This window comes from Streptomyces sp. GLSS-08 (assembly GCF_056387915.1).
In genome coordinates this window covers 1-22878 of the sequence record NZ_JBWJAQ010000030.1, presented here as the reverse complement: position 1 = coordinate 22878, position 22878 = coordinate 1, and the positions used below count along the sequence as shown (strand labels likewise).

At 69.0% G+C, this 22878-nt stretch carries 21 protein-coding genes; 14 read left to right on the top strand and 7 right to left on the bottom strand.

Annotated features, from left to right (window positions below; genetic code table 11):
* Positions 1 to 25: 25 nt before the first annotated feature.
* On the bottom strand, positions 26 to 1699 hold the full coding sequence (locus AC0ZLC_RS32165; RefSeq protein WP_476755470.1) for a sigma-54-dependent Fis family transcriptional regulator: 1674 nt from the start codon (positions 1697 to 1699) through the stop codon (positions 26 to 28).
* 292 nt (positions 1700 to 1991) lie between these two features.
* On the opposite strand from AC0ZLC_RS32165, the gene AC0ZLC_RS32160 reads away from it, so the two are divergent.
* The 10 genes from AC0ZLC_RS32160 (at position 1992) to AC0ZLC_RS32115 (ending at position 10481) form a co-directional block, all read left to right on the top strand.
* Positions 1992 to 3017, top strand: coding sequence for an NAD(P)-dependent alcohol dehydrogenase (locus AC0ZLC_RS32160; protein WP_476755469.1), 1026 nt, complete (start codon positions 1992 to 1994; stop codon positions 3015 to 3017).
* Between the two features lie 18 nt (positions 3018 to 3035).
* Entirely contained in the window at positions 3036 to 4637 is a 1602-nt protein-coding gene (locus AC0ZLC_RS32155) for an extracellular solute-binding protein (RefSeq protein WP_476755468.1), read from the top strand.
* Between the two features lie 80 nt (positions 4638 to 4717).
* A complete protein-coding gene (locus AC0ZLC_RS32150; RefSeq protein WP_476755467.1) occupies positions 4718 to 5596 on the top strand; it encodes a carbohydrate ABC transporter permease in 879 nt (292 codons plus the stop codon).
* The gene (locus AC0ZLC_RS32145; protein WP_476755466.1) at positions 5593 to 6438 is read left to right on the top strand and encodes a carbohydrate ABC transporter permease; all 846 of its coding nucleotides are present in this window, start codon (positions 5593 to 5595) and stop codon (positions 6436 to 6438) included. Before AC0ZLC_RS32150 ends, AC0ZLC_RS32145 begins: the two co-directional genes overlap by 4 nt.
* Positions 6435 to 7523, top strand: a complete 1089-nt coding sequence (locus AC0ZLC_RS32140; RefSeq protein WP_476755465.1) for an ABC transporter ATP-binding protein — start codon at positions 6435 to 6437, stop codon at positions 7521 to 7523. Before AC0ZLC_RS32145 ends, AC0ZLC_RS32140 begins: the two co-directional genes overlap by 4 nt.
* Before the next feature lies 1 nt (position 7524).
* Entirely contained in the window at positions 7525 to 8604 is a 1080-nt protein-coding gene (locus AC0ZLC_RS32135) for an ABC transporter ATP-binding protein (RefSeq protein ID WP_476755464.1), read from the top strand.
* A gap of 283 nt (positions 8605 to 8887) precedes the next feature.
* Positions 8888 to 9220, top strand: coding sequence for a putative quinol monooxygenase (locus tag AC0ZLC_RS32130; protein ID WP_476755463.1), 333 nt, complete (start codon positions 8888 to 8890; stop codon positions 9218 to 9220).
* A 167-nt stretch (positions 9221 to 9387) separates the two neighbouring features.
* Positions 9388 to 9567 (top strand): DUF6480 family protein, encoded by a 180-nt coding sequence (locus AC0ZLC_RS32125; RefSeq protein ID WP_476755462.1) that lies wholly within the window; start codon positions 9388 to 9390, stop codon positions 9565 to 9567.
* Positions 9568 to 9660: 93 nt separating this feature from the next.
* A complete protein-coding gene (locus AC0ZLC_RS32120; protein WP_476755461.1) occupies positions 9661 to 10176 on the top strand; it encodes a hypothetical protein in 516 nt (171 codons plus the stop codon).
* The gene (locus AC0ZLC_RS32115; protein WP_476755460.1) at positions 10173 to 10481 is read left to right on the top strand and encodes a hypothetical protein; all 309 of its coding nucleotides are present in this window, start codon (positions 10173 to 10175) and stop codon (positions 10479 to 10481) included. The genes AC0ZLC_RS32120 and AC0ZLC_RS32115 overlap by 4 nt, the downstream gene beginning before the upstream one ends.
* Positions 10482 to 10621: 140 nt before the next feature.
* Here AC0ZLC_RS32115 and AC0ZLC_RS32110 read toward each other — a convergent pair whose 3' ends face one another.
* Both AC0ZLC_RS32110 and AC0ZLC_RS32105 read right to left on the bottom strand, forming a co-directional pair.
* Positions 10622 to 11212: a hemerythrin domain-containing protein gene (locus AC0ZLC_RS32110; protein ID WP_476755459.1), complete on the bottom strand. Its 591-nt coding sequence runs from the start codon at positions 11210 to 11212 to the stop codon at positions 10622 to 10624.
* A gap of 11 nt (positions 11213 to 11223) precedes the next feature.
* Positions 11224 to 12423, bottom strand: a complete 1200-nt coding sequence (locus tag AC0ZLC_RS32105; RefSeq protein ID WP_476755458.1) for a hypothetical protein — start codon at positions 12421 to 12423, stop codon at positions 11224 to 11226.
* Between the two features lie 296 nt (positions 12424 to 12719).
* Between AC0ZLC_RS32105 and AC0ZLC_RS32100 the strand changes: the two genes are divergently transcribed.
* Positions 12720 to 12968 (top strand): hypothetical protein, encoded by a 249-nt coding sequence (locus AC0ZLC_RS32100; RefSeq protein ID WP_476755457.1) that lies wholly within the window; start codon positions 12720 to 12722, stop codon positions 12966 to 12968.
* 447 nt (positions 12969 to 13415) lie between these two features.
* Positions 13416 to 14141 carry an acetoacetate decarboxylase family protein gene (locus AC0ZLC_RS32095; protein ID WP_476755456.1) on the top strand — a complete coding sequence of 242 codons (726 nt, stop codon included), beginning with the start codon at positions 13416 to 13418 and terminating at the stop codon, positions 14139 to 14141.
* 108 nt (positions 14142 to 14249) lie between these two features.
* Here the strand turns inward: AC0ZLC_RS32095 and AC0ZLC_RS32090 are convergent, their stop codons facing one another.
* The gene (locus tag AC0ZLC_RS32090; RefSeq protein ID WP_476755455.1) at positions 14250 to 15425 is read right to left on the bottom strand and encodes a spore photoproduct lyase family protein; all 1176 of its coding nucleotides are present in this window, start codon (positions 15423 to 15425) and stop codon (positions 14250 to 14252) included.
* A gap of 498 nt (positions 15426 to 15923) precedes the next feature.
* On the opposite strand from AC0ZLC_RS32090, the gene pgm reads away from it, so the two are divergent.
* On the top strand, positions 15924 to 17564 hold the full coding sequence (gene pgm / locus AC0ZLC_RS32085) for a phosphoglucomutase (alpha-D-glucose-1,6-bisphosphate-dependent) (RefSeq protein WP_476755454.1): 1641 nt from the start codon (positions 15924 to 15926) through the stop codon (positions 17562 to 17564).
* A gap of 352 nt (positions 17565 to 17916) precedes the next feature.
* The gene (locus AC0ZLC_RS32080) at positions 17917 to 18561 is read left to right on the top strand and encodes a dihydrofolate reductase family protein (protein ID WP_476755453.1); all 645 of its coding nucleotides are present in this window, start codon (positions 17917 to 17919) and stop codon (positions 18559 to 18561) included.
* Here the strand turns inward: AC0ZLC_RS32080 and AC0ZLC_RS32075 are convergent.
* From AC0ZLC_RS32075 to tkt, 3 genes are all read right to left on the bottom strand, one after another.
* The gene (locus AC0ZLC_RS32075; protein ID WP_476755452.1) at positions 18487 to 19179 is read right to left on the bottom strand and encodes a pyridoxamine 5'-phosphate oxidase family protein; all 693 of its coding nucleotides are present in this window, start codon (positions 19177 to 19179) and stop codon (positions 18487 to 18489) included. The two genes, AC0ZLC_RS32080 and AC0ZLC_RS32075, sit on opposite strands and share 75 nt — an antisense overlap.
* Complete coding sequence (locus AC0ZLC_RS32070; RefSeq protein WP_476755451.1) at positions 19176 to 19328, bottom strand: hypothetical protein; 153 nt, start codon at positions 19326 to 19328, stop codon at positions 19176 to 19178. The genes AC0ZLC_RS32075 and AC0ZLC_RS32070 overlap by 4 nt, the downstream gene beginning before the upstream one ends.
* Positions 19329 to 20303: 975 nt before the next feature.
* Entirely contained in the window at positions 20304 to 22514 is a 2211-nt protein-coding gene (tkt, locus tag AC0ZLC_RS32065; protein ID WP_476755450.1) for a transketolase, read from the bottom strand.
* Positions 22515 to 22878 lie beyond the last annotated feature (364 nt).

The window sequence follows — 22878 nt, the reverse complement described above, 5'->3', positions numbered from 1 at the left end:
CACGGTCTGCAGCCGGAACGGCCCGTCACGTCAGGTTCGACGGGACGATCCCGTAGCGGCGCATCTTGCGGTACATCGTGGCGCGGGAGATCCCGAGGTCCTGCGCGGTGCGCTGGACGTTGGAGTTGCGGTCCACCAACCCACGCAGAATGGCGTCGCGTTCCAGCGCCTCGATGGTGGTGAGGACCTTGTTCGACGACACCCGGCATTCCGGCGGCAGGTCCTCCATGTGGATCATCCGGCCCGAAGGCCGCCGCGCCAGGCCCCGGATCACCGACTCGAGCTGCCGGACGTTCTCCGGCCAGGGACATCGCTGCAGCATGGTCAGCGCATTCGGGGAGAACCAGCTCTCGCCGCTCGGCCGGTACTTGCGCAGGAAGAACCGCGCCAGGTGCTCGGTGTCCCCATAGCGATGACGCAGGGGAGGCACCACCACCGAGGCGCCACAGCACTGGTCGAGCTGGTCGTCGGCGCCGACCTGTGAGGGCTGGCTGGTCATGACCAGTTGCCCGGGCGCGTTGCCGTCCAGCCGCACCAGCAGGTTCGTCAGCCGCTGCCGCAGCTGGTCGCCCAGCAGGTGGACATCGCTCAGGACTAGCACGTGGGACGGCACGGCGAGCAGCTCTTCGATGTCATGCAGCCAGCGCTCGGTGACGGCCGGTGCATCGGACAGTGGCGCCTGCCTCAGCTCCAGCAGACGTCCGGCGCCGTGGGCTCGGTGCAGGGCCTCGACCAGCGTTCTCTTGCCGACGCCGGCTTCGCCCAGCAGATGAAGCCATGCCCCGGTGACGAACGCTGTTTCGCTGTCGGCGACGGCGCGCAGCCAGTGCGGGGACGAGCCCACCAGTCCCAGGTTGGAGCGGGCGGGCGCGGCGGAAACCGCAGGTGTGGGCTGGGGCCGTCCGATCAGCCGGACTCGGAGGACGGCGCCCGCGTCGCTGTCCTCGCGCCGGCAGCGACTGACCCTGAGTTCGGCGACCCGTCCCGAGGGCAGGGCGATGCTACGGGTCCCCTCCAGCCGGGGATGGTCGGCGATCTCGCGGGCATGGTCGAGCAGCGCATAGTGATCCGGCCCGGTCACGGCCGCGCTGAGCTGCTCGTTCATCATGACGACATCACGGTTGAGGGCCAGCACGGGTCCCGGGCGCGCAGAGGAGCACGCGTCCATGTAGTGCTGGAAAAGAGCCCGCTCGCGCCGCGAGGTGATCGCCGCGATCTCGGCCTCGATCTGGGCCGCGACCGAGCGGGCGAAGGCCATCAGCATGCCGTCGGAGCCGTGACGGATGGTGGTGAGGTTGAAGGTCCCCAGCAGGGTGCGCCGGGTGGGATGCAGGATCGGTACGGCCGCGCAGCGGAAGTCCCGCAGCGCCTCGACGTAGTGGTCCATTCCGGCGATCATGACCGGGCGGCCGCTGGCCAGCGCGGTCCCGATGCCGTTGGTGCCCACGTAGCGCTCGGCGAACACATGGCCCGGTGCCAGGTGCACGCGGTTGAGGTTCGTCGTCAGCCCCTCATGGGAGACCCTGCGAGAGAGGACCACACCGTTGCGGTCTGTGATCATCGTGGAGACGGGGTCGTCGGCGAGCTGCTCGTGCAGCCGGTCCAGGATCGGCAGCGCCGCCCTGGCGAGGTGGCTGTCCAGATTGGGGTTGTCCAGGTACGGGGCGTCGAGGCTGCCCGGCTTCACCTCGTATTCCATCGAGCGATGCCAGGAGGCCACCACGAGTGGTCGGGCGCTTGGATCCTTGGTGACTTCCAGGTAGAGCTCTTTGGCCGCTCTCAGTGAGCTTCCGGGTTGTTGGCGGGGCATTAACACTCCCGTACTGCGCGCGTCACAATCCCTCGGTGCAGTGATTGGACCAGTTCGACCGCCTGGCGCCTACGGCGTGTATCACATTGAGACATTCGCGGACGGATTCTGAGACATCGACCTGCGAGCGGCGGCCTGTGTAATCGGCGCACCACCACCCGCCGACTCGCAGGGAGCCGCTATGAAAGCCGTGCAGGTCATCGAGTACGACGAGCCGCCCGTGCTCATGGACGTGCCGGATCCACAGATCACCGGTCCGCTGGATGTGATCGTGAAGATCGGGGGAGCCGGAGTCTGCCGGACCGATCTGCACATCCTCGAAGGACAGTGGAAGGAGAAGAGCGGGGTCACCCTTCCGTACACGATCGGTCACGAGAACGCCGGCTGGGTCGCGGAGGTCGGGCAGGCCGTCACCAACGTCAAGGTCGGTGACCCGGTCATCCTGCATCCCCTGGTGACCTGCGGTCTGTGCCGCGCCTGCCGGGCCGGCGACGACGTGCACTGCATGAACTCTGCCTTCCCCGGCATCGACGCCGACGGGGGCTACGCCGAGTACCTCAAGACCAGCGCCCGCTCCGTCGTGCCCCTCGCCCCGTCCCTGGAGCCGGCCTCGGTGGCGGCCCTGGCCGACGCCGGGCTCACGGCGTACCACGCCGTCGCCAAGGCGGCCCGAGCGCTGCGGCCGGGCGACAAGGCCCTGGTCATCGGCGCCGGCGGACTCGGGCACATCGGCATTCAGGTGCTGCGGGCCCTGTCGCCTGTGGAGATGATCGTCATCGACCGCAGTCCGGAAGCCCTGGCTCTGGCCGAACAACTGGGCGCGGACCACACCCTCGTCGCGGACGGAAGCGAAGTCGGCCGCGTACGGGACCTCACCGGCGGTCACGGCGCGGAGGCCGTCCTGGACTTCGTCGGTGAGGGGGGTGCTGTCGAGACGGGCGTGGCCTGCCTGCGCCGCAACGGCAACTACTACGTCATCGGCTACGGCGGCCACCTCCACGTGCCGACGATCGACGTCATCTCCACGGAGATCAACTTCATCGGCAACCTCGTGGGGTCCTACAACGACCTCTCCGAGCTGATGGTCCTGGCCGCCCAGGACAAGGTCACCCTGCACACCCGGCGATACCCGCTCGCCTCCTTCCGGCAGGCCCTCGACGACCTGGACACCGGGGCCGTACGCGGCCGAGCGATCTTGATTCCCTGACACCGCAGGAGAAGCCCCATGCGCAGCAGACCGTACAGAGCCCTGGTCGCCGTAACCGCCGTCGCGGCCCTGACCGCCACCGCATGCACCGCCCAGAGCCAGGCACAGCAAAAGCCCAAGGACAAGACCGCGCTCTTCAAGCCCGGCTCGCAGATCAGCTACGACAAGTACGGCAACGACTACCCGGCGACGAAGGCCAAGGACGTCCCCGGACCGTGCAGCTACGAGTCGATCAGCCGCAAGGACTACTCCGGACAGACGCTGAAGATCATCAGCCACGCCGTTCCCGTCATCGGCGAACCGACCCAGCTGCACGCCGAGCAGTTCGAGGACATCACCGGCGGGAAGGTCGAGGTGGTCAACGTCCCCTTCGGCGAGCTGCATCAGAAGATCCTCACGCCGCTCCAGGCGGGCCAGCCGGCGTACGACGTCATGTTCTACCCGTCCCTGTGGATCGGCGACATCGCCCCGTATCTGGCCCCAGTGCCGAAGACGTACCTGAACAGCCCCGGCATGAAGGACGTCACCAAGGCCTACATGGACGTGGCGACCTGGAACGGCAAGGTCGTGCAGTACCCGGTGGACGGTGACCGGCACTACCTCAAGGTCCGCGCCGATGTGCTGGAGGACCCCGAGCGGCAGGCGGAGTACAGGAAGGCCACGGGCAAGGACCTTCAGGTCCCCAGGACGTGGGCCGAGTACCAGGAGACAGCCGAGTTCTTCAGCGACAGGGACCTCGACGGCGACGGCAAGGCCAACTACGGCAGTGCAGAGGTGACCAAGCGCGACGACCTGACCTTCTCCGCGTTCATCAGCCGGGCGGCGCCGTACGTGAAGAACCCGGACGTCGAGGGCGGTGTCTTCTTCGACGTCAAGACCATGAAGCCGCTGATCAACACGCCGGGCTTCGTCCGCGCCCTGGACGACATGGTGGAGGCCAAGTCGACCTGGGCACCCGGCGGCGCCAACTTCGGCCTGGGAGACGAGATCTTCTCCTTCGGAGGCGGCCAGACGCTGATGTCCTACTCCTGGGACGACGCCTTCATCCAGGCCCAGCAGGTTGACAGCAGGATCCGCAACAAGGTCCAGGCGGCGCCGCTGCCGGGCTCCACGGAGGTCTACAACCGCACGACGAAGTCGTGGGACAGGAAGGCGAACCAGGCTCCGTACTTCACCTGGGGATGGACCTCGGCGGTGGCCAAGGCCTCGCGTCACCAGCAGATGGCCTTCGACTACCTCTGCTTCTTCAGCAACGAGGCCAACACCGCCCTCGACCTGACCATCGGCCGATTCGGTGTCAACCCCTACCGCAACGCCCACTTCGACCCGGCGTTCTGGGAGAAGCAGGGCTGGGCCAAGGACGTCGCCAAGTCGTACGTCCGCACGCTCTCCGGCATGGAGAAGAGCACCAACCGCGTCTTCGACCTGCGCGTTCCTGGTGTCAATCAGTACATGTCCGCGCTGGCCAACGGTGTCGCCGCGGCTCTGGCGGGACAGAGCTCCCCCCAGCGGGCACTGGACGACGTGGCCAGGGAGTGGTCCAAGATCACCGATGAGATCGGCAAGGACAAGGTCCAGAGCGCCTATCGCGACGTGGTCGCGCTCGAGGACAACTCCTGACCGACTGCAGGACGCCCCGGGTGGCCGGACCGGAATGGCCGGTCACCCGGGGGCGCCCGCCCCTTTCCGCAAGGAGAACCATGGACGGCCTGCGCCGGCACAAGAGCATGTTCCTGATGCCGGGACTGCTCACGCTCTTTCTGATCATCATCTTCCCGCTTCTTTTCACCATCCGTGTCAGCTTCTCCGGCTGGAACGTCAGCAACCCTCGGATGGACTTCATCGGAGGCGCCAACTACACGGCGATGCTGCACGACAGCCGCTTCTGGGCCTCCATCACCCGGCTGCTCCTGCTGGCGGGCGGCACGGTCCTGATCCAGTACGTCATCGGGTTCGGTATGGCCCTGCTCGTCTGGCGCGGGGTACACGGTCGCAGATTCTGGCGGGTGCTCTTCCTCGTCCCCATGATGACCACGCCCGTGGTGATGGCCGCCATCTGGCAGACGATCTTCCATGAGTCACTGGGACCGGCCAACGATCTGCTGGGGATGCTGGGCCTGACGAGAATCCCCTGGCTCACCGAGTCCGGTCCGGCGCTGATCGCGCTGATGACCGTCGAGGTCTGGCAGTGGACGCCGTTCATGTTCCTGTTGCTCCTGGCCGGCCTTCTCAGCCTTCCCAGGGAACCGTTCATGGCCGCCGCCATCGACGGCGCCGGCACCTGGCGCACCTTCTGGAAGGTGACCTTCCCGCTGATGGCACCGGTCTCGGTCGCGGCGGTCATCATCCGGCTGATCGAGGCCTCCAAGCTGTCCGACAGCGTCTACGTACTGACGTCGGGCGGCCCGGGGTCCTCCACGGAGACCCCGGGCTACTACCTCTACATCCTGGGGCTCCGCGATCAGCAGACCGGCTACGGCGGGGCGATGTCCCTGACCTACCTCGTGCTGATGACCGTCACGCTCACGGTCGTCGCCGCCCTGCTCACCAGGGCATTCAAACTGAAGGGAGCCTCATGAGGTCGCGCCTTTATCCCGTATTCAAGTACACCGTGATCGCCCTGTGGGCGTGCTTCGTCGCGGGACCGTTCCTCTGGGCGATGACGACCAGTTTCAAGAACGCCAACGCCGTCCAGGGCGGTCCCACCTACCTCCCCTGGGTGCAGTACAAGCCCACCCTCACCGGCTGGCGCAACATCTTCGGCGGAGCCGGCGGTATCGATGTCATCGATCCCTTCATCAACAGCGCGATCATCACCATCGCCGCGTCCGCCATCAGCCTTGCCCTGGGATCCCTGGCCGCCTACGCGCTGTCCCGGTACCGGTTCAAGCTGGGCTTCATCAAGAACAGCGACATCGTCTTCTTCTTCGTCTCCCAACGGATCATGCCGCCCGTCGTCCTGGTCATCCCCTTCTTCTACCTCCTGCAGTGGGGTGGCCTCCTGGACAGCATCCCCGGCCTGGTCATCGTGACGGTCGCCCTGCTGCTGCCGATCGCGGTCTGGGTGATGGTGGACTTCTTCAACGGCATCCCCCGGGAGATCGACGAGATGGCGATGCTGGACGGCTGCCCCCCGTTCCAGACCTTCGTACGGGCGATCCTGCCGAACTCCCTGCCCGGGTTGACCGTGGCCGCGATGTTCTGCGCCGTGTTCGGCTGGAACGACTTCTTCTTCGCCTTCCGGCTGACCTTCACCGAGGTCCAGACCCTGCCCCAGGCGGTCGTCGCCCTCAACTCCTCCATTCCACCGTGGTGGACGCTGTCAGCCGCCGCGCTCTTCGGCGTGGCACCGCTGGTCCTGCTCGCCCTCTGGGTGGAGCGCCTACTGTCCAAGGGGAACCTGTCGGGAGCGGTCCGATGAATCTCAGCGCAACTGATCTGTCCCTGACCCTCGACGGCGTCCACCACCTCAAGAACGTGTCCGCCACCTTCCGGCCGGGACGGCTCCACACCGTCATCGGCCGGACGATGGCCGGGAAGACGACGCTGCTGCGGGCCCTGGCGGGCCTGCAGAAAGTGGACTCCGGCTCGCTGACCCTGGCGGGAGCCGACTTCCTGAAGACGCCGGTGTGGCGGCGCGACACCGCCATGGTCTACCAGCAGTTCATCAACTACCCGCATCTCAACGTGTTCGACAACGTGGCCTTTCCGCTGAAGCGGGCCGGCCTGTCACGGCACGAGATCCAGCAACGGGTCCGGCAGAGCCTGGCGAGCGTGGGGCTTGCGGACTTCGAGAAGCGCAAGCCCTCCCAACTCTCCGGCGGCCAGCAGCAACGCGTCGCGATGGCTCGCGCCATGGCCCGCGGTACCGGCATCCTCCTGCTCGACGAGCCGTTGGCGAACCTGGACTACAAGTTGCGCGAACAACTGCGCGACGAGTTCAAGGCTCTCTTCTCGGACCGGGGCGACACGATCGTCATCTACACGACCACCGAACCCGCCGAGGCGATGATGCTCGGGGACGTGGTCCTGGTCATGCACGAGGGGCGGATCATCCAGACCGGCACCCCGCAGGAGGTCTTCGAACATCCGGCGACCACCACGGTGGCGTCCATCATCAACGACCCGCCCATGAACATCTTCGCGGGCCGGACCGAGGGCGGCCAGGTCACGGGGGCCGGCTTGCAGGCCACGGACGTCTCCGCGCATCTGACCGACCTGCCCGACGGTGCCTACCAGTTCGGCCTGCGCGCCACCGACGTCAGCCTGGCTGCCAGCGGGGTCGAGGCCGAGGTCACCTTCGTCGAGATCTCCGGCTCCGAGACCTTCGTCCATGTGGTCGTCGGCGGGACCCCTTTCGTCGTACAGGTCCAGGGCATCCACGACGTCGCCCTCGGCGACCTGGTCAAACTTCGCCTCCGCCCCGACCGGCTGTTCGCCTTCGACGAGCAGGGGACCCTTGTGCGGACACCCTCATACGAGCTCGCTTCAGTGGAAGGGCGTTGACATGGCCCAGTTGGACATCGTCGACATCGGGCACGCGTATGCGCCGGGTGCCGAGGAGGAGCAGTGGGCCCTCAAGCCGCTGGAACTGACCTTCGAGTCCGGCAAGACCTATGCGCTGGTCGGCCCCTCGGGCTGCGGCAAGACGACGCTGCTGAACATCCTGTCCGGCCTGGTCAGACCATCCCGGGGACAGGTGCTGTTCGACGGCGTCGACGTCACCACCCTGCCCACGAAGGCGCGCAACATCGCCCAGGTGTTCCAGTTCCCCGTCATCTACAAGTCGATGACGGTCTACGAGAACCTCGCTTTCCCGCTGCAGTGCCGGCGCTGGGACAGGACGAGGATAGACGCCAAGGTGCGGCAGGTCGCCGAGGCCCTGGACCTGCACGACCGGCTGCGCCAGCCTGCCCGCGGCCTCACCGCCGACGACAAGCAGCTGATCTCGCTCGGCCGCGGCCTGGTCCGTGACGACGTGGCGGCCGTCCTGATGGACGAGCCGCTGACCGTTATAGACCCGCAGCTCAAGCACTCGCTGCGGCGCAAGATCCGTCAGATCACCGAACAGTTCCAGCCCACGGTGATCTATGTGACCCACGACCAGTACGAGGCCATGAGTTTCGCGCAGGAGTTGCTGGTCATGAAGGACGGCCGTGCCGTGCAGCAGGGCACCCCGGAGCAGCTCTTCGAGGCGCCCTCCTCCACCTACGTCGGCTACTTCATCGGCTCACCGGCGATGAACTTCCTGACCGTCGACCGCAACGACGGGCTCTTCGAGCTGGGTGGCCGGACGCTGTCCGTTGCCTGGGACATCCCCTACAGCACGACCGGCGTCCAGGTCGGCGTCCGGCCCGAATACGTCAGGGTCGTCGCGGACCCCGGCCCCAACACCTTCCCCGGCCGCCTGCGGGGAGTCAGCGACCACGGCGCGCAGCGCGTGCTCGAGGTGGAGGTCGCCGGGCAGCTCATCAGGGCCAAGACGCCGCGGGAGGATGGAGTTCCGGTCGGCGAGGAGGTCCTCGTGCACCTGCCGCGCGCCAAGGTACTTCCGTACGCGGACGGCCAGTTGGTACTCCGGTCGTGACGACCTCCGGGCATGCCCGCGCCCCCGGCCGCCCCACCGGCGCGCGTCGGGGGGCCGCGGGCCGGTGGGGCGAAATACCACGACGCTCCGGTGTCGGGGCGGTCCGTAAGCCGGGGACGGCAAGCCGGACTCGTACCATCGTCTCGCCATGAGTCCTGATGGCGCGGCCGGAAAGAAGGCAGAGGCCCGGCTGCCCGCAATAGAGATCGCCTCGTCGTCCCTGCCCGTGCCGTACGCGACACCTGTCAGATGCGAGACACACAGACTTCAGTGAAGGAATCCCATGATCTTCATCACCGCCAAGTTCCGAGTCCGTCCCGAGCACGCCGACCGCTGGCCCGAGATCGCCGCCGACTTCACCCGGGCCACGCGCGCCGAGCCCGGCTGCCTGTGGTTCGACTGGTCGCGCAGCGTTGAGGAGCCGACCGAGTACGTCCTCATCGAGGCCTTCCGCGACGACGAGGCCGGGGTCACCCATGTGCAGTCCGCACACTTCAAGGCTGCGCAGCAGACGCTGCCGCCCCATCTGCTGGAGACACCGCGCATCGTGAACGCGACCGTTCCGCAGGACGACTGGTCACTCCTCGGGGAGATGGCGGTTCCCGAACAGCGGTAGCTCTGCCTGACGGAGCAGCTCGCCTGCGATGTCCTGGGCGCCGTCGGGGTGCGCAGCACGCTGTCATCTGTGACCAGCCGACATCGGCGCAGCCCAGCAGCGCCGAGCAGCCCTCTCAGGGAGGCGCAGCGGGTGCGCGTGGCCCGTGCGTGGAGGAGGGTTGAAGTATGACGGAACCGCTCGTCCCTCCCGAAGAGACACCACCGGCAGAAGGTTCCACCGCCGAAGCCCATCAGGAGCGGGCTGACGGCGGTCCATGGGAACACCCGAGGATCTGGATCTTCCTCATCGTCGCCGGGGCTGTGATCGTGGCTGCCTACTTCATCGCCCGCATCATCTCCTTCTGAGAGCCGCGGGTCCTGACAAGCCGGGGAACCCAGACCGCTGGGACTCTTCGCAGGTCCGGGTGATGAGTGGCAGGACCCGGGTACCCGGCGCGCATGATGAAGCAGGCTTTGTGGCAGGGACTGATCGCAGGGGCCGTCGGTGCGGCAGCGATGACACTCGGGGAGAAGGCGGAGCAGCGCCTCACCGGGCGGCCCGACTCGTACGTCCCGGGCCGGACCATGAAGCGGCTGGCGGGCATGCCGGAAGGGGCAGCACCGGTCGCTTCGAACTGGGCCATGCATGTGGGCCAGGCCGCTGCCATGGGCATCCTGCGGTCGGTCATGGCCCACGCCGGTCTGCGTGGGCCCCTGTCCTCGGGCAAGTTCACAGTCGTACGCCTGACCGCCGACCAGATACTGGAGAACGCCACCGGCGTCGGCGCTCCGCCGCAGACCTGGCCGCGGGCAGAGCTGCTCGTGGACGTGCTGCACAAGACCGTCTACGCGTTCGCCACCGGCGCCGTTGCCGATGCCCTGGCCGCCCGCTCAGGCCCGGGACCTGGTCAGCGTCACGCAGCGATGGTGCCGGGCCGCCACACCGGAGTCGGTCCTCCGCCGCGCTCGGCATGAGCCGCGTCAGGCAATACGCGGTCGCCGCCTCCGGCCAGTGGATCGACGAGGAGGAGGGGCGGCGTCGACTGCCCGCTGGAGAGGTCCACGCCTGGGGGCAGGGCATGAACCAGACCGTCTGCGGACTGTCCCTCAGCCGCTCCCAGCTAATCCGCTTCCCCCACGTCACCTGGCAGGACACCTTCCCGCAGTCCGGGGGCGCTGCGGACCGGGTGCGACGCCAATGCCCACGCTGCGCCTCCGTCGCGGGACACCGCGGCGGCGACGCACGCCCCCGCTGGCACCGCACGGACCCCCGGCCTTGAAGGACGGCCGCGAGGTCCTCTTCCGCCTGCCCCCGGTGACCTCGCCGGGCGAGGTAGGAACGGGACATGAAGCACGCTCGCTCGGCCACTTGCCGGTCGACGGCCGGGCTGCACCGCGGCCGCCGACCGGCAGGAGGGCCTCAGCCGTCGCCCATGGCCTTGCGTACCGCGTCGCGGGTGCGGTCCATCAATGCGGCTACGGGGCCCAGCGCCATGTTGGCCTTCGCGGACTCCACGCCCGGGCGCGGACGGGTGGGTGCCATGGCTTCGGCAGCCTTGACGCCCTTGGCCAGCGCGGCGAGCGAGGCCGCGTCGGTGCTGCGGCGGATGTGGGGGAACTCGTAGCGTTCCTCGGCCCGAGCGTGTTCCTGGACATCGGCGCGCAGAGCCAGGAACTGAGGCATGAACTTCGGGTCGCGGGTGTCGGTCTCGTCCAGTGTGCTGAGGGTTTCCTTGGCGGCACGTTCCTCACCGAGACGGGCGTCCACGATCTCGTCCCCGCCCGTCACGTTGCGGCGCACGAAGGGGTGCACGACCTCCTCCTCCGCCGTCTCGTGCACGGCCAGCAGGCGGACCAGCCGGTGGAAGGCCTCCTGGCGGGCGTCACCGCCGGCCGCTTCGACCTCGTCGAAGAGGTTGCGGATGTCGCCGTGCTGGCGTGTCAGCAGGGCCACCACGTCGTCGTCCGGCGCGCCGTCGTCACCGGCCTGGGGAGTGTGAAGCTGCGTCATGGCAGAATCCCTCACTTCTCTCGCTGGGCAGGGTCGGGGTGCTCGCCCTCGGTCTGCACGCGGTACTCGCGGCCGAACATCTCCTGATGCTCGGTCATGACCCGGTCACTGGGCGGCGCCTCGCCACCGTGGATCTGCTCCTGCATCTTCTCGAACCGCTCGTGCGCCTCCCGGACGTAGCCCGCGCCGAGCGTCGTCAGATCGATCTGCGTGTCCAGCAGCTCGCGCAGATACGCCTTGTTCGGCTCGAAGGTGAGCACGTTCGGCAGCTCCGGCGCCAGCACCGAGGCCGGGTCCCGCCCGTCATGACGGCGCATCAGGTCGCAGGCCTGGTGCAGGTGTTCCAGCTCCATGTTCAGGTGCAGTTCCCAGATCGCCTTGATGCGGGGGTCGCTCTCCTGCTCCATGAAGGAGTAGTACAGGTAGCACTCGTTGTACTCGTGGTTGACCAGCTGCTCCCACCACGTCTCACCGGGGTCGACGAGCGACTCGTAGTGGGTGACGTGTTCCTCCTCGATGAGGCCGATCTCCTGGTAGAGCTGGCGGGCGATCGGCTCCATGTAGGTGGGGCCTGTGTTCATGTAGAAGTTCATCGTCTGCTGCTCGGCCGACATGACCGTCAGCGCGTGCAGCTTCGACAGCGGGTCCGTCTCGTCCTTGGCGTAGGCCTCGCGCACGTTGTCGACCGGGTGACGGTGGTGGAACCTGGTGGGCCGGCCCGGCATGACTTCGGTGAGCTGGTCGACGATCGACTCCGCCTTGCGGTGCTCGATCATCTCGTACAGGTTCGCGTACCGGTACAGGTGGTCGAAGTCCTCCAGCACCCCGAACTGGTAGGCCTGCCGCAGGTAGGGGTCGGGTTCCATCCGGGCGATCCAGGCGGTGAGGTCGACGGCGACCTGCTCGTACGCGATCGTCGTCTCCAGGACCGACGAGACGCCCGGCAGCAGCCAGTTCACCACCTTCTGCTGCTGTGCTTCGATGTAGCGGGTCTGCGCCAGCTGCCGTTTGACCTCCGGATCGACCGTGTTGCGGGCCAGTTGGTGGCTGAACATGATCGCTTCGACCTCGATGCCGTTCATCGTGATGATGCGGCATCGGGTGTACGGGTCGCTGTGGTCGGGGTCGATCGGCTTGACGTTCAGCTCACGCCAGTTCCTGAGCTGCCGGTCGAGCGGGATACCGCGCTGTTCGAGGGGGTTGAAGGTCACCTGTGTCTCCTCAGCCGGTGGCGGGTACGCCCGGTTACCCAGGGCGGACAAGATCTCACTCCATAAGCGGAAGACGGCCATACTTGGCGCTGAGCGCCCGCACTCCGTACCCGCCCCGCCCGGTGTACGCCCGCCGTCACCCGCACGGCCGACCCCGGGCCGCCGGTTCCCTCCCTCGGCCCGCCCCCGCCTGGCCCTCTCTCGATCCGACGGGGGGTTGTGTCGGGGCCGATCGACGTGTATCGCGGCCAGCGGGGTACTCGGGTGGCCCCGTTGGGCGGAAGGGTGATCCGAAGATGATCAGCGAAAGTCATGTCCGGGAGCTGCTCGGCTCAGACGACGACGATGCCGCGCTCGTCCTGCTGGAGGGGCGGGCCGAGGTGGTCGAGTCCGCCTTGCTCGCCTCCGACGCCTACCGCGGGGCCGCTGTCCTGCTCACCCGCGCTGACCTTGCCGACCGGCTGGGCACGGCGGTCCCCTCGGAACACGAGATCCGCGAGGTCGCGGCGGCGCTGGAGGCGATGGCCGCCAAGATCGGCGCCTGACCGTCCGGCACGACCATCCCCACGCCATGCCCGCGGGCCGGGCCGGCCCCGCCCGTGCCCGGCCCGCCCGTGGCCGCAGCTTGAGGCCGCCCGGCCCGGGCCGGCAGTCCGGTCGGCCGGCCCGTTCGTGTCCGTACCCGGCCCGCGTGCCGCCGGTAGCCGTCCGCCCGCTCGCACGTGACCCGTGCCCGTGCCCGCCGCCTTCGGCTTGCGCCCGGTTCGCCTGTCTGGTCGCATCCGGTCCGCCTGCCTGCCGAGTCCGCAGCCCGGTGTTTCGCTCTGAGCGCCCGGTCGCCCGCGGTGCGTGTCCGGGAGGGCGGGAGACCGTTCGGCAACGCACCCGCCGCCGGAGCATTCGGTGGCCGCACTGGCCGCATTGGCCGACTTCGGCACCTCGGCGGAGGTGAACTGCTGCGAGACCGCAAACCACGGAGGAAGGTCGTCCGTATGCACCGTGTTCTCGCCCGGCTCGCAGGCGTCCCGGGTATCGCTTTGAGCGCGCGGGAGCGGCCCGCGTCGCCGGGCAGCCGGGCACCGGCCCCGTGGGAGGTGCGTGCCCGGGCCCTGTGCTGGGCCGTGCGTCCCGGCGTCGGTGCCCGCGCTGCCCTGGAGAAGGTGGTTGCGGCCCGGGTCCGCGTGAACGCCACCCCGGTCATGGTGGTGGGCGCGCTGATCCGCTACGAGGCGACACCGGTGGGCCCCTACGACGAGGTCACCGCGGTGGTGGTCTACCGGCGGGCCGGGGCCCTGTTCGCCACCGTGCCTTTCATGGCCGTGAGCTCCCCCGCCGGCCTGGCCGCCGGCCGGGAGAACTGGGCCCTTCCCAAGACCCTGGCCCGCTTCACCCACGAGCCGCGGCAGGTGGGCGCGGGCGGCTGCGGCGCCCGGAGTGCGGCGGTCGGCGACGGGTGGCGCATCGAACTCCGCGTGGGCGGCACCGGCTGGATCCCCATGCCGGTGTATGTGCCCGGGCTGCTGCCGCTGGCCCAGCTCGGCCCCGGCGGCACCCTCCTCCTCACCCGCGTGGGCGCGCGGGGCCTGGCGCGCCGTGCCCACGTCGACGTCCGCGTCGACGCTCCACCGCCCCTGCGCGCCCTCTTTCCCGCCGGCCGGCACACCGCCCTCCTCCTGACCCGGCTGGAGGTCCGTCTGCCACCGGCCGACCGCCGGTGACGCCGGACGTACGAGTACGTCACCAACGTGGGCTTCGTCTTCAGCCGGGCCGCAGGGTGCAGGTCTTCCGTAGGCTCGGAATGCGTAGCGGTTGAGGCGCAGCTGGTTTCAGAAGGCGTAGCGGATGCGCAGCCATGGGGTGCGGGCGGCGATGAGTTCACGCAGCCGATTCACCGCCTGTGCCTTGACGGGGCCCGCGTAGCGCACGTTCAGTGCGCCGTTCTGGGACCGTTTGGTCTCCTGCAGCTCCGGCCGCCACAGGACGTCCTCGGCCTGGGGGTGCCAGCCGAGGTTGACCTCGTGCAGCTCCCGGTTGTGCGTCAGCATGATCACTTCGGCGGCGGCCTGCTGCTTCACCCGGGCCGGCAGCACGTCGTCGAGGTGCGTCAGGAGCTGTGTCCAGGCCTCCTCCCAGCCGGGGCGTACCACGACGGGGGAGAGGTTGAAGTGGACCTCGTAGCCGGCGTCCAGGAAGTCGGCGGCGGCGGCGATGCGTTCGGCGACGGGTGAGGTGCGTACGTCCAGCAGCCGGGAGTCCTGCGGAGGCATCACCGACATGCGGATGCGGGTGCGTCCGCGCGGGTCGAGGGCCAGCAGGTCGGGGTTGACGAATTTGGTCGCGAACGACGCCTTGGCGGTGGGCCACTGCCGGAAGGCGTGGACGAGGTCGGCGGTGTTGTCGCAGATCAGGGCGTCCACCGAGCAGTCGCCGTTCTCGCCGATGTCGTACACCCACGCGGTGGGATCACATTGGTTGGGCTCGCGTTTGGGGCCTTGGCGGGCGATGTGCCGACCGATGTGGGCGATGATCTGCTCGATGTTGGTGAAGACGGTGATCGGGTTGGCGTAGCCCTTGCGGCGGGGCACGTAGCAGTAGGCGCAGGCCATCGCGCAGCCGTTGGAGGCGCCCGGGGCGATCCAGTCGGCGGAGCGGCCGTTCGGGCGCGTGCTCGGCGACCTGCGCTCCCCGAGCACGAGCGTCTCGCCCTTGATCCGCACCCAGCGTGCCACGTTGCCCTCGTTGCCGTGCAGGCCGGGGATGCGCCAGTGGGAGTCCACCTCGACGACCTGCGCCTGGGGGAAGCGGGCGAGGATCTGCCGACCGCGCGCGGATGCGACCGCCGCGGGCTCGGCGTGGATCTCCCGTACGGGCAGCAGACGCCGCGCGGCGGGGGAGTCCCTGAAACCCGGGGCGCCGCCGCCCGGCGCGGGGGCGGGAGCCAGGGCGTCGAGCCCGAACAGGGTGCCGGAGTCCTCGTCCGGGGAGGTGGACGGGTGGGGCATGAGCGCTCCCGAGAGGTGGATGGTGCGGGAGGTGAACGGTCACAACAGGGACGAAAACGCCCCTTCCACTGTACGGGGGTGCGGGAGCGCGGGGGTGGGGCTGTACGGGTGCGCGGACGGCGCGCGCGAGCTTGCCGCCCCGTAGGCGGACCTGCCGCCCGCCTCGATGGACCGGCCCGCGCTGCCGCCGCCGCTGACGAGGAGTGTCCAGCCGGCGGCCGCCAGGAGCAGGGCGAGACCGGGGGAGGGGGAGGAGCAGCAGGCCGAGCGTGTCCAGCCGGCGGCCGCCCGGGGACAGGCCCCTGTCCCGCTCACGACACACCGGGCAGGGGAGCGGCAGGTCGAGTCCGTCGTCGATGGGGCGACCGCTGCCGACGCGTCGGCGCCGTATCAGTCCAGGATGTGTACCCGCGATGGCCGTTCGGTGTGGGTCCGGGCGGGCTGGGCAGGGAAGAATGGGGCGGTACCCAGCAGTCGACTTTGCGGAGGAGCGGACAGATGCAGGACGCGCGAGCAGGGCAGATTGCCGGCCCCGGGGACCTTGTCGATGTGGCGCGTCTGGTCACGGCGTACTACGCGCTGCACCCCGACCCGGCCGATCCCGGGCAACGCGTGTCTTTCGGTACCTCGGGACACCGAGGCTCCTCCCTCGCAACGGCGTTCAACGAAGACCACATCGCAGCCACCAGCCAGGCCATCTGCGAGTACCGCGCCGCCCAGGCCACCACCGGCCCTCTCTTCCTCGGCGCGGACACCCACGCCCTGTCCGAGCCCGCGCGGATCACGGCACTGGAGGTGTTCGCGGCCAACGACGTGACCGTTCTCATCGACCGGGCCGACGGCTACACGCCCACTCCGGCGGTCTCGCACGCCATCCTCACCCACAACCGGAACCGTACGTCCGGCCTCGCCGACGGTGTCGTCATCACCCCTTCGCACAACCCGCCGGCCGACGGCGGCTTCAAGTACAACCCTCCCAGCGGCGGCCCTGCCGGCTCCGAGGCGACCTCCTGGATCCAGGACCGCGCCAACGAGATCATCACCGCGGGACTGAAGGACGTACGGCGCATCCCCTACGCCCGAGCCCTGGCCGCACCCGGCACCGGCCGCCACGACTTCCTCGGCACCTATGTGACCGACCTGCCGAACGTGCTGGACCTCGAGGCGATCCGGACCGCCGGCGTACGGATCGGCGCGGATCCCCTGGGCGGCGCCTCGGTCGCCTACTGGGGCCGCATCGCCGAACAGCACAGGCTCGACCTGACGGTGGTGAACCCGCTCACCGACCCCACCTGGCGCTTCATGACGCTGGACTGGGACGGCAAGATCCGCATGGACTGCTCCTCGCCGTACGCCATGGCCTCGCTCATCGAGCAGCGTGACCGGTTCGACATCGCCACCGGCAACGACGCCGACGCCGACCGGCACGGCATCGTCACACCGGACGGGGGACTGATGAACCCCAACCACTACCTCGCAGTGGCGATCTCGTACCTGTTCGCGCACCGGGAACAGTGGCCGGCGGGCGCCGGGATCGGCAAGACCCTGGTGTCGTCCAGCATGATCGACCGGGTCGCGGCGGACGTCGGCAGGCAACTGGTCGAGGTCCCCGTGGGGTTCAAATGGTTCGTGGACGGACTGGTCGACGCCACACTCGGCTTCGGCGGCGAGGAGTCCGCCGGTGCGTCCTTCCTGCGCCGCGACGGCTCGGTGTGGACCACCGACAAGGACGGCATCATCCTGGCCCTCCTCGCCTCCGAGATCACAGCCGTGACCGGCAAGACGCCCTCGCAGCACTACGCGCAGCTCACCGACCGCTTCGGCGCCCCCGCCTACGCGCGCATCGACGCCCCGGCCTCCCGCGAGGAGAAGGCACTGCTCGCCAAGCTGTCCCCGCGCCAGGTCACCGCGGACACCCTGGCCGGCGAGCCGGTGACCACGGTCCTCACCGAAGCCCCGGGCAACGGCGCCGCCCTCGGCGGAGTGAAGGTCGCCACCGAGAACGCCTGGTTCGCGGCCCGCCCTTCGGGCACCGAGGACGTCTACAAGATCTACGCGGAGTCCTTCCTCGGCCCGGACCACCTGAGCCGGATCCAGGAGGAAGCCAAATCCATGGTGCTGGCGGCATTGAGCGCCTGACGCTCGCCTGACTGAGGCAAGGGACCCTGCTCAGCCTGATGGAGCCTTTCGCCGACGTCGTCCGGATCCCTGCACATGGCGGAGGCCGACGCCGCTGTCTTCCGACGTCATGCACTCAGAAGGCGGCTGGGGTTTCGGTCGAGGCTGCCCGTCCGTTGCGACGCCCGTTAATGGCTGCCACGGCCACCTTGATGCCGTCCGTGTCCGCCACGGGCACACTGCCAACAGGGGCCACTTCCTGACACGCCTGGAAAACCTGCGGGCCGCTGTCGATCCGGCCGCGTCCCATTCGACGTATGGGTATGCGGCCGCCCGGCCACACGATGACGCGACAGACCTGACGAGGAACCGCATGGATCAACTACTGAGAGTCATGAACTTCGGGGTCTCGAGTGACGGGATCGGTGCCGGTGCCGACCAGAGTCTCGAGCAACCGTTCGGCCACGTCGATCCCGGGAGGCTGTTCGCCTGGGCCGGAGCCACGGCGAGCTGGCCCATGCGCACGGATCCCGGAGGAAGCAGGGGACTCGACGACTACTTCACGCGCGACTTCGCACGCAACATCGGGGCCGAGATCATGGGCCGCAACAAGTTCGGGCCCCAGCGCGGGCCCTGGCAGGACCATGAGTGGCGCGGTTGGTGGGGCGAGGAACCCCCGTTCCACACACCGGTGTTCGTCATGACCCACCACAGGCGTCCGTCGTTCACGCTCTCCGACACCACGTTCCACTTCGTCGACGGCGACCCGGCCACCGTCCTCGAACGGGCGCGCGAAGCGTCGCAGGGCAAGGACGTCCGACTCGGCGGCGGGGTCACCACCATCCGGCAGTTCCTCGATGCTGACCTCGTCGACACCATGCATGTCGCGGTCTCGCCGGTGACGCTCGGGTTCGGACTACAACTCTGGCAGTCCCCGGATGAGCTACTCGACCGGTTCCACCTGGAGACCGTGCCCAGCCCGAGCGGCGTGACGCACCACCTGTTCTGGCGGAGGTGACGCGGGGGAGTGTGCCTCGACCTCCACCCCGGGGGTTTCGGTGAAATAGTCGGCGTCCTTGGGGCGTGTGCGCGCGAGTTTCAGGGTGCGGGGGGCGGGTTCGAGATGCGGGATGTGTTTGGAGCAGTGCACATAGGCCTCGTGGAGGGTGATGAGCGTCCATAGCGCGGGTTGGCGCCCGGGGGCGGTGTCTGCGGGTATCTCAGGGTGGACGGTACGCAGTTCCTCGTCGGTGAGGAGCCGGGCCGAGCCGTTGACGTGCAGCCCGATGTGGTCGTGGGTGAAGTCCATGAAGAGCAGACCGATGTGCGGGTTCTCGGTGACGTTTCCGGCACTGGCCAGGACACCGTTGCCGCGGTACTCGGGGTAGGTCAGGGTGTGGTCGTCCAGGACGGTGACGAAACCCGGGGGGCCGGCGCGGAAGCTGGCGTCGCAGTGGCCTTGGGCGTCGGCGGTGGACAGGAAGACCATGGACTGGCGACGGATGAAGTCACGCATGGCGTCGGTGAGGTGTGCGTGGACCTGTCGGTCGTAGAAAGTTTCGGCGCGTTCGCCGGTGCCGAGTCGGGTCTGCAGTCGTCGCTCGCCCTGTGAGGGGATGGCATCGTGGTACGTCACAGCGAGTCGTTCTCCTGACTGGGCCTGGCCGGCGTGAAGGGGGCGGTGAGGACGGGAGTGGCGATCGGTTCGTGGCGGATGTGGGCCCGTGGTGTGCCCTGGTACAGGAGGCCTTCCAGGCTGTGGCCACCGTGGTGGGCGGGCAGCACAGGAATGCCTCGTGCCGGTTCCAGGGTCCGGCTTCGTACAGAACCTGCGCCGACGTGCCTCGCTGACCGGGGATGCTCTGGTGGGAGACAGTGGCGTGGACGGACAACCGGTGGGGCGTGGGCCATGCGCAACATCCTCCCCGTCTTGCCCTTCGAAGGGCGCCGATACCTACTACAAACACCTGGGCCACAAACCACAAGCGAAACCCGAGCGAACCACCGACCATCCTAGAAGCGCCCTTGACCGGGCCGGCCGCGGGCCGAGCAACCCGGTCGAGACTCCGCTTCGGCTGACGCGCGGCGAGCCCTGGCACGAGATTCGGCGTCGACGACCCGGACCGGCGCGCCGCCAGCCACCTTGAACCGGCCGGCGGCTGACTGCCGGTCAAAGCCGGCGGTGCTGCCTGCAGTTCCTGGCGCAGTTCGCTGTGACGGCCTCAGCCTCCGCAACAGGCAGGGACGCGAAGTGTCCAAACCGGTCGGGGCGGCCGCGCTTGAGGTCGTTGCCCGCTTCGTTGACGTGCCGGGTCAGTGCGAGGGCGACTGCGTCGTCACCGAAGTGGATGCCGGGAGGAGGAGATCGACAGCACAGAGGTCGCGGTACCCCACTGGTCCATGAGCCCCGCCGGCATCGCGGGGTGGCCTGCTTGGAACGCCGGCCGTCACCTGGACCGCTCGTAGGCCGGGGGCTTCGCCGCACTTTGCGCGGTCATCCTGAAACAAGACGACGAGCCTGGTCGTCGTCTCGGTCACGCTGTCCGCCCGCATGGCGGCGGTCTCCCCTCCGAGGTGGTAGCGCACCGGCTTTTTTGGTGTATTCGACCGAGTCCCCCGGGGTGGTGGCACACCCCGGCCAGGCGGAAAGTCGAATTCCCTTTGCGCGCGGGTGCCGGGCGTCCGCTCATTCTGTCGGTGTGGGTCCTCGGATGCCCGCCAGGCGGGCGTGTCCCGCCGAACCGGCCGTGAGGCGGGCCGTCAGGGGTGGTCGCCGGTGCCGCCGTCGGTGGGGGCGGAGGTGCGCTGGTGGCCGCCGGGACGTGGTGCCTGGCGGGTGTCGCGCACGCTGTCGTGGGCGGCTTCGGCGACCGCCTGCGGCGTGATCCCGAACTCGGCGTACAGGCGCTGGTAGTCGGCGGAGGCGCCGTAGTGCTCCAGGCTCACGATCCGTCCTGCGTCGCCGACCACCTCGCGCCAACCCTGTCCGACCGCGGCCTCGACGCTGACCCGTGCGCGTACGGACGGTGGCAGGACCTCGTCCTGGTAGGAGAGGGGCTGGGCGGCGAACCACTCGCGGCACGGCATCGACACCACCCGCACCGCGAGATCGTCGGCCGCCAGCAGTTCGCGGGCGTCCAGGGCGATCTGGACCTCGGAACCTGTCGCGATCAGGATGACGTCCGGCGCGGCGCCGTCCGCCGTGTCGGCCAGGACGTATGCGCCTCGGGCCGCGCCGTGCGCGGGGGCGTACTCTCCGGTGTCGCGGTCGAGGACGGGCAGGTTCTGCCGGGTGAGGATCAGACCGGCGGGCCGGTCCGTGTGTTCCAGGACGGTGTGCCAGCAGACTGCGGTCTCGTTCGCGTCGGCGGGGCGCACCACGTCCAGGCCGGGGATGGCGCGCAGGGCCGCCAGGTGTTCCACGGGCTGGTGGGTGGGGCCGTCCTCGCCCAGACCGATGGAGTCGTGGGTCCAGACGTAGATGGCGGGCAGCTTCATCAGCGCGGCCAGGCGTACGGCGGGGCGCATGTAGTCCGAGAACGTGAGGAAGGTGCCGCCGTAGGGGCGGGTCAGGCTCTGCAGGGCGATGCCGTTGAGGATGGAACCCATCGCGTGCTCGCGGATGCCGAAGTGCAGTGTGCGGCCGTACGGGCCGCCCTTCCACTCCTTGGTCTGCCGGTCGGCGGGGACGAAGGAGGGCTCGCCGTCCATGGTCGTGTTGTTGCTCTCGGCCAGGTCCGCCGAGCCGCCCCACAGCTCCGGCAGCACCGGCGCCAGTGCGCTGAGGACCTGGCCGGACGCCTTTCGGGTGGCCATGCCCTTCGCGTCGGGCGGGAACGTCGGCAGAGCGTCGGCCCAGCCCTCGGGCAGCTCCTGCGCCTGGAGCCGGTCGAGCAGCGCGGCACGGTCCGGGTGAGACTCCCGCCACGCGGCGAAGCCGCGCTCCCACTCCGCATGCGCTTCACGGCCCCGGTCGGCCACCGCGCGGGCCCGGCGCAGCACGTCGTCCTCCACGGTGAAGGTGCGCTCCGGGGCGAAGCCGAGCACCTGCTTGGTGGCAGCGACCTCGTCGTCGCCCAGTGCCGAGCCGTGCGCCTTCCCGGTGTTCTGCTTGTTCGGCGCGGGCCAGCCGATCAGGGTGCGCAGCATGATCAGCGACGGGCGGCCGGTCTCGCGCCTGGCCTCCTCGACGGCGGCCAGTACCGCGTCGACGTCCTCGACGTACGAGCCGGTGCGCGTCCAGTCCACGGTCTGCACGTGCCAGCCGTAGGCGGCGTACCGGGCGGGAACGTCCTCGCTGAAGGAGACGTCGGTGTCGTCCTCGATGGAGATGTGGTTGGAGTCGTAGAACGTGATCAGGTTGCCCAGCTCCTGATGGCCGGCCAGTGAGGCGGCCTCGGAGGTGACGCCTTCCATCATGTCGCCGTCCGAGGCGATCACGTAGACGTGGTGGTCGAACGGGCTGGCGCCCGGCGCGGCGTCGGGATCCAGCAGACCGCGTTCACGGCGCGCGGCCATCGCCATGCCCACGGCGCTCGCCAGACCCTGGCCCAGCGGGCCGGTTGTGATCTCCACGCCGCGGGTGTGACGGTACTCCGGGTGGCCGGGGGTGGCCGAGTCCCAGGTCCGGTACGACTCCAGGTCGGGGAGTTCCAGCCCGTACCCGGAGAGGTAGAGCTGGATGTACAGCGTCAGGCTCGAGTGTCCGCAGGAGAGGACGAACCGGTCGCGCCCCAGCCACTGGTCGTCGTTCGGGTCGTGACGCATGACGTTCTGGAAGAGCAGGTACGCGAGCGGGGCCAGGCTCATCGCTGTCCCGGGATGGCCGTTGCCTGCCCTCTGGACCGCATCGGCCGCCAGCAGCCGCGCGGTGTCGACCGCGCGCAGGTCCACCGCGTCCCAGCCGGCCCGCTCCGCCAGCGGCCCGGGCACCGACCTCTTCCGCTGGATGCTCGACTCCTTGCCTGCCATGCAGATGCTCCTGACGAATCGGTTCCGCTCAGCGGTTGTCGTGGTAGGCGTCGCGGCAGCCGGACCTGACCAACCTCGGTCGGTCGTGCAACCGACGGTCAAGATCACGATGTACAGCCATGCCTTGTCGGCGTGCCCTCTCCGAGTACCCATGGGCACGCGGGCAAACAGGCCTCGTGCCCGCGGAGGCCCGCCGGCTCCGGGGCACGGCCGTCCGGGTCGTTCGTTGTGCATCCTTTGTTGTCGTTTGCTCTTCTTCGACTAGTTATCGGCCGACAGGCGAGCCGGTCAGTCTTCGGATTGGCTGATGGGGGGTGTCTCGGGTGGGGGGTGGGGGTTTGGGTTGGGTGTGTGTGGGGGTGGG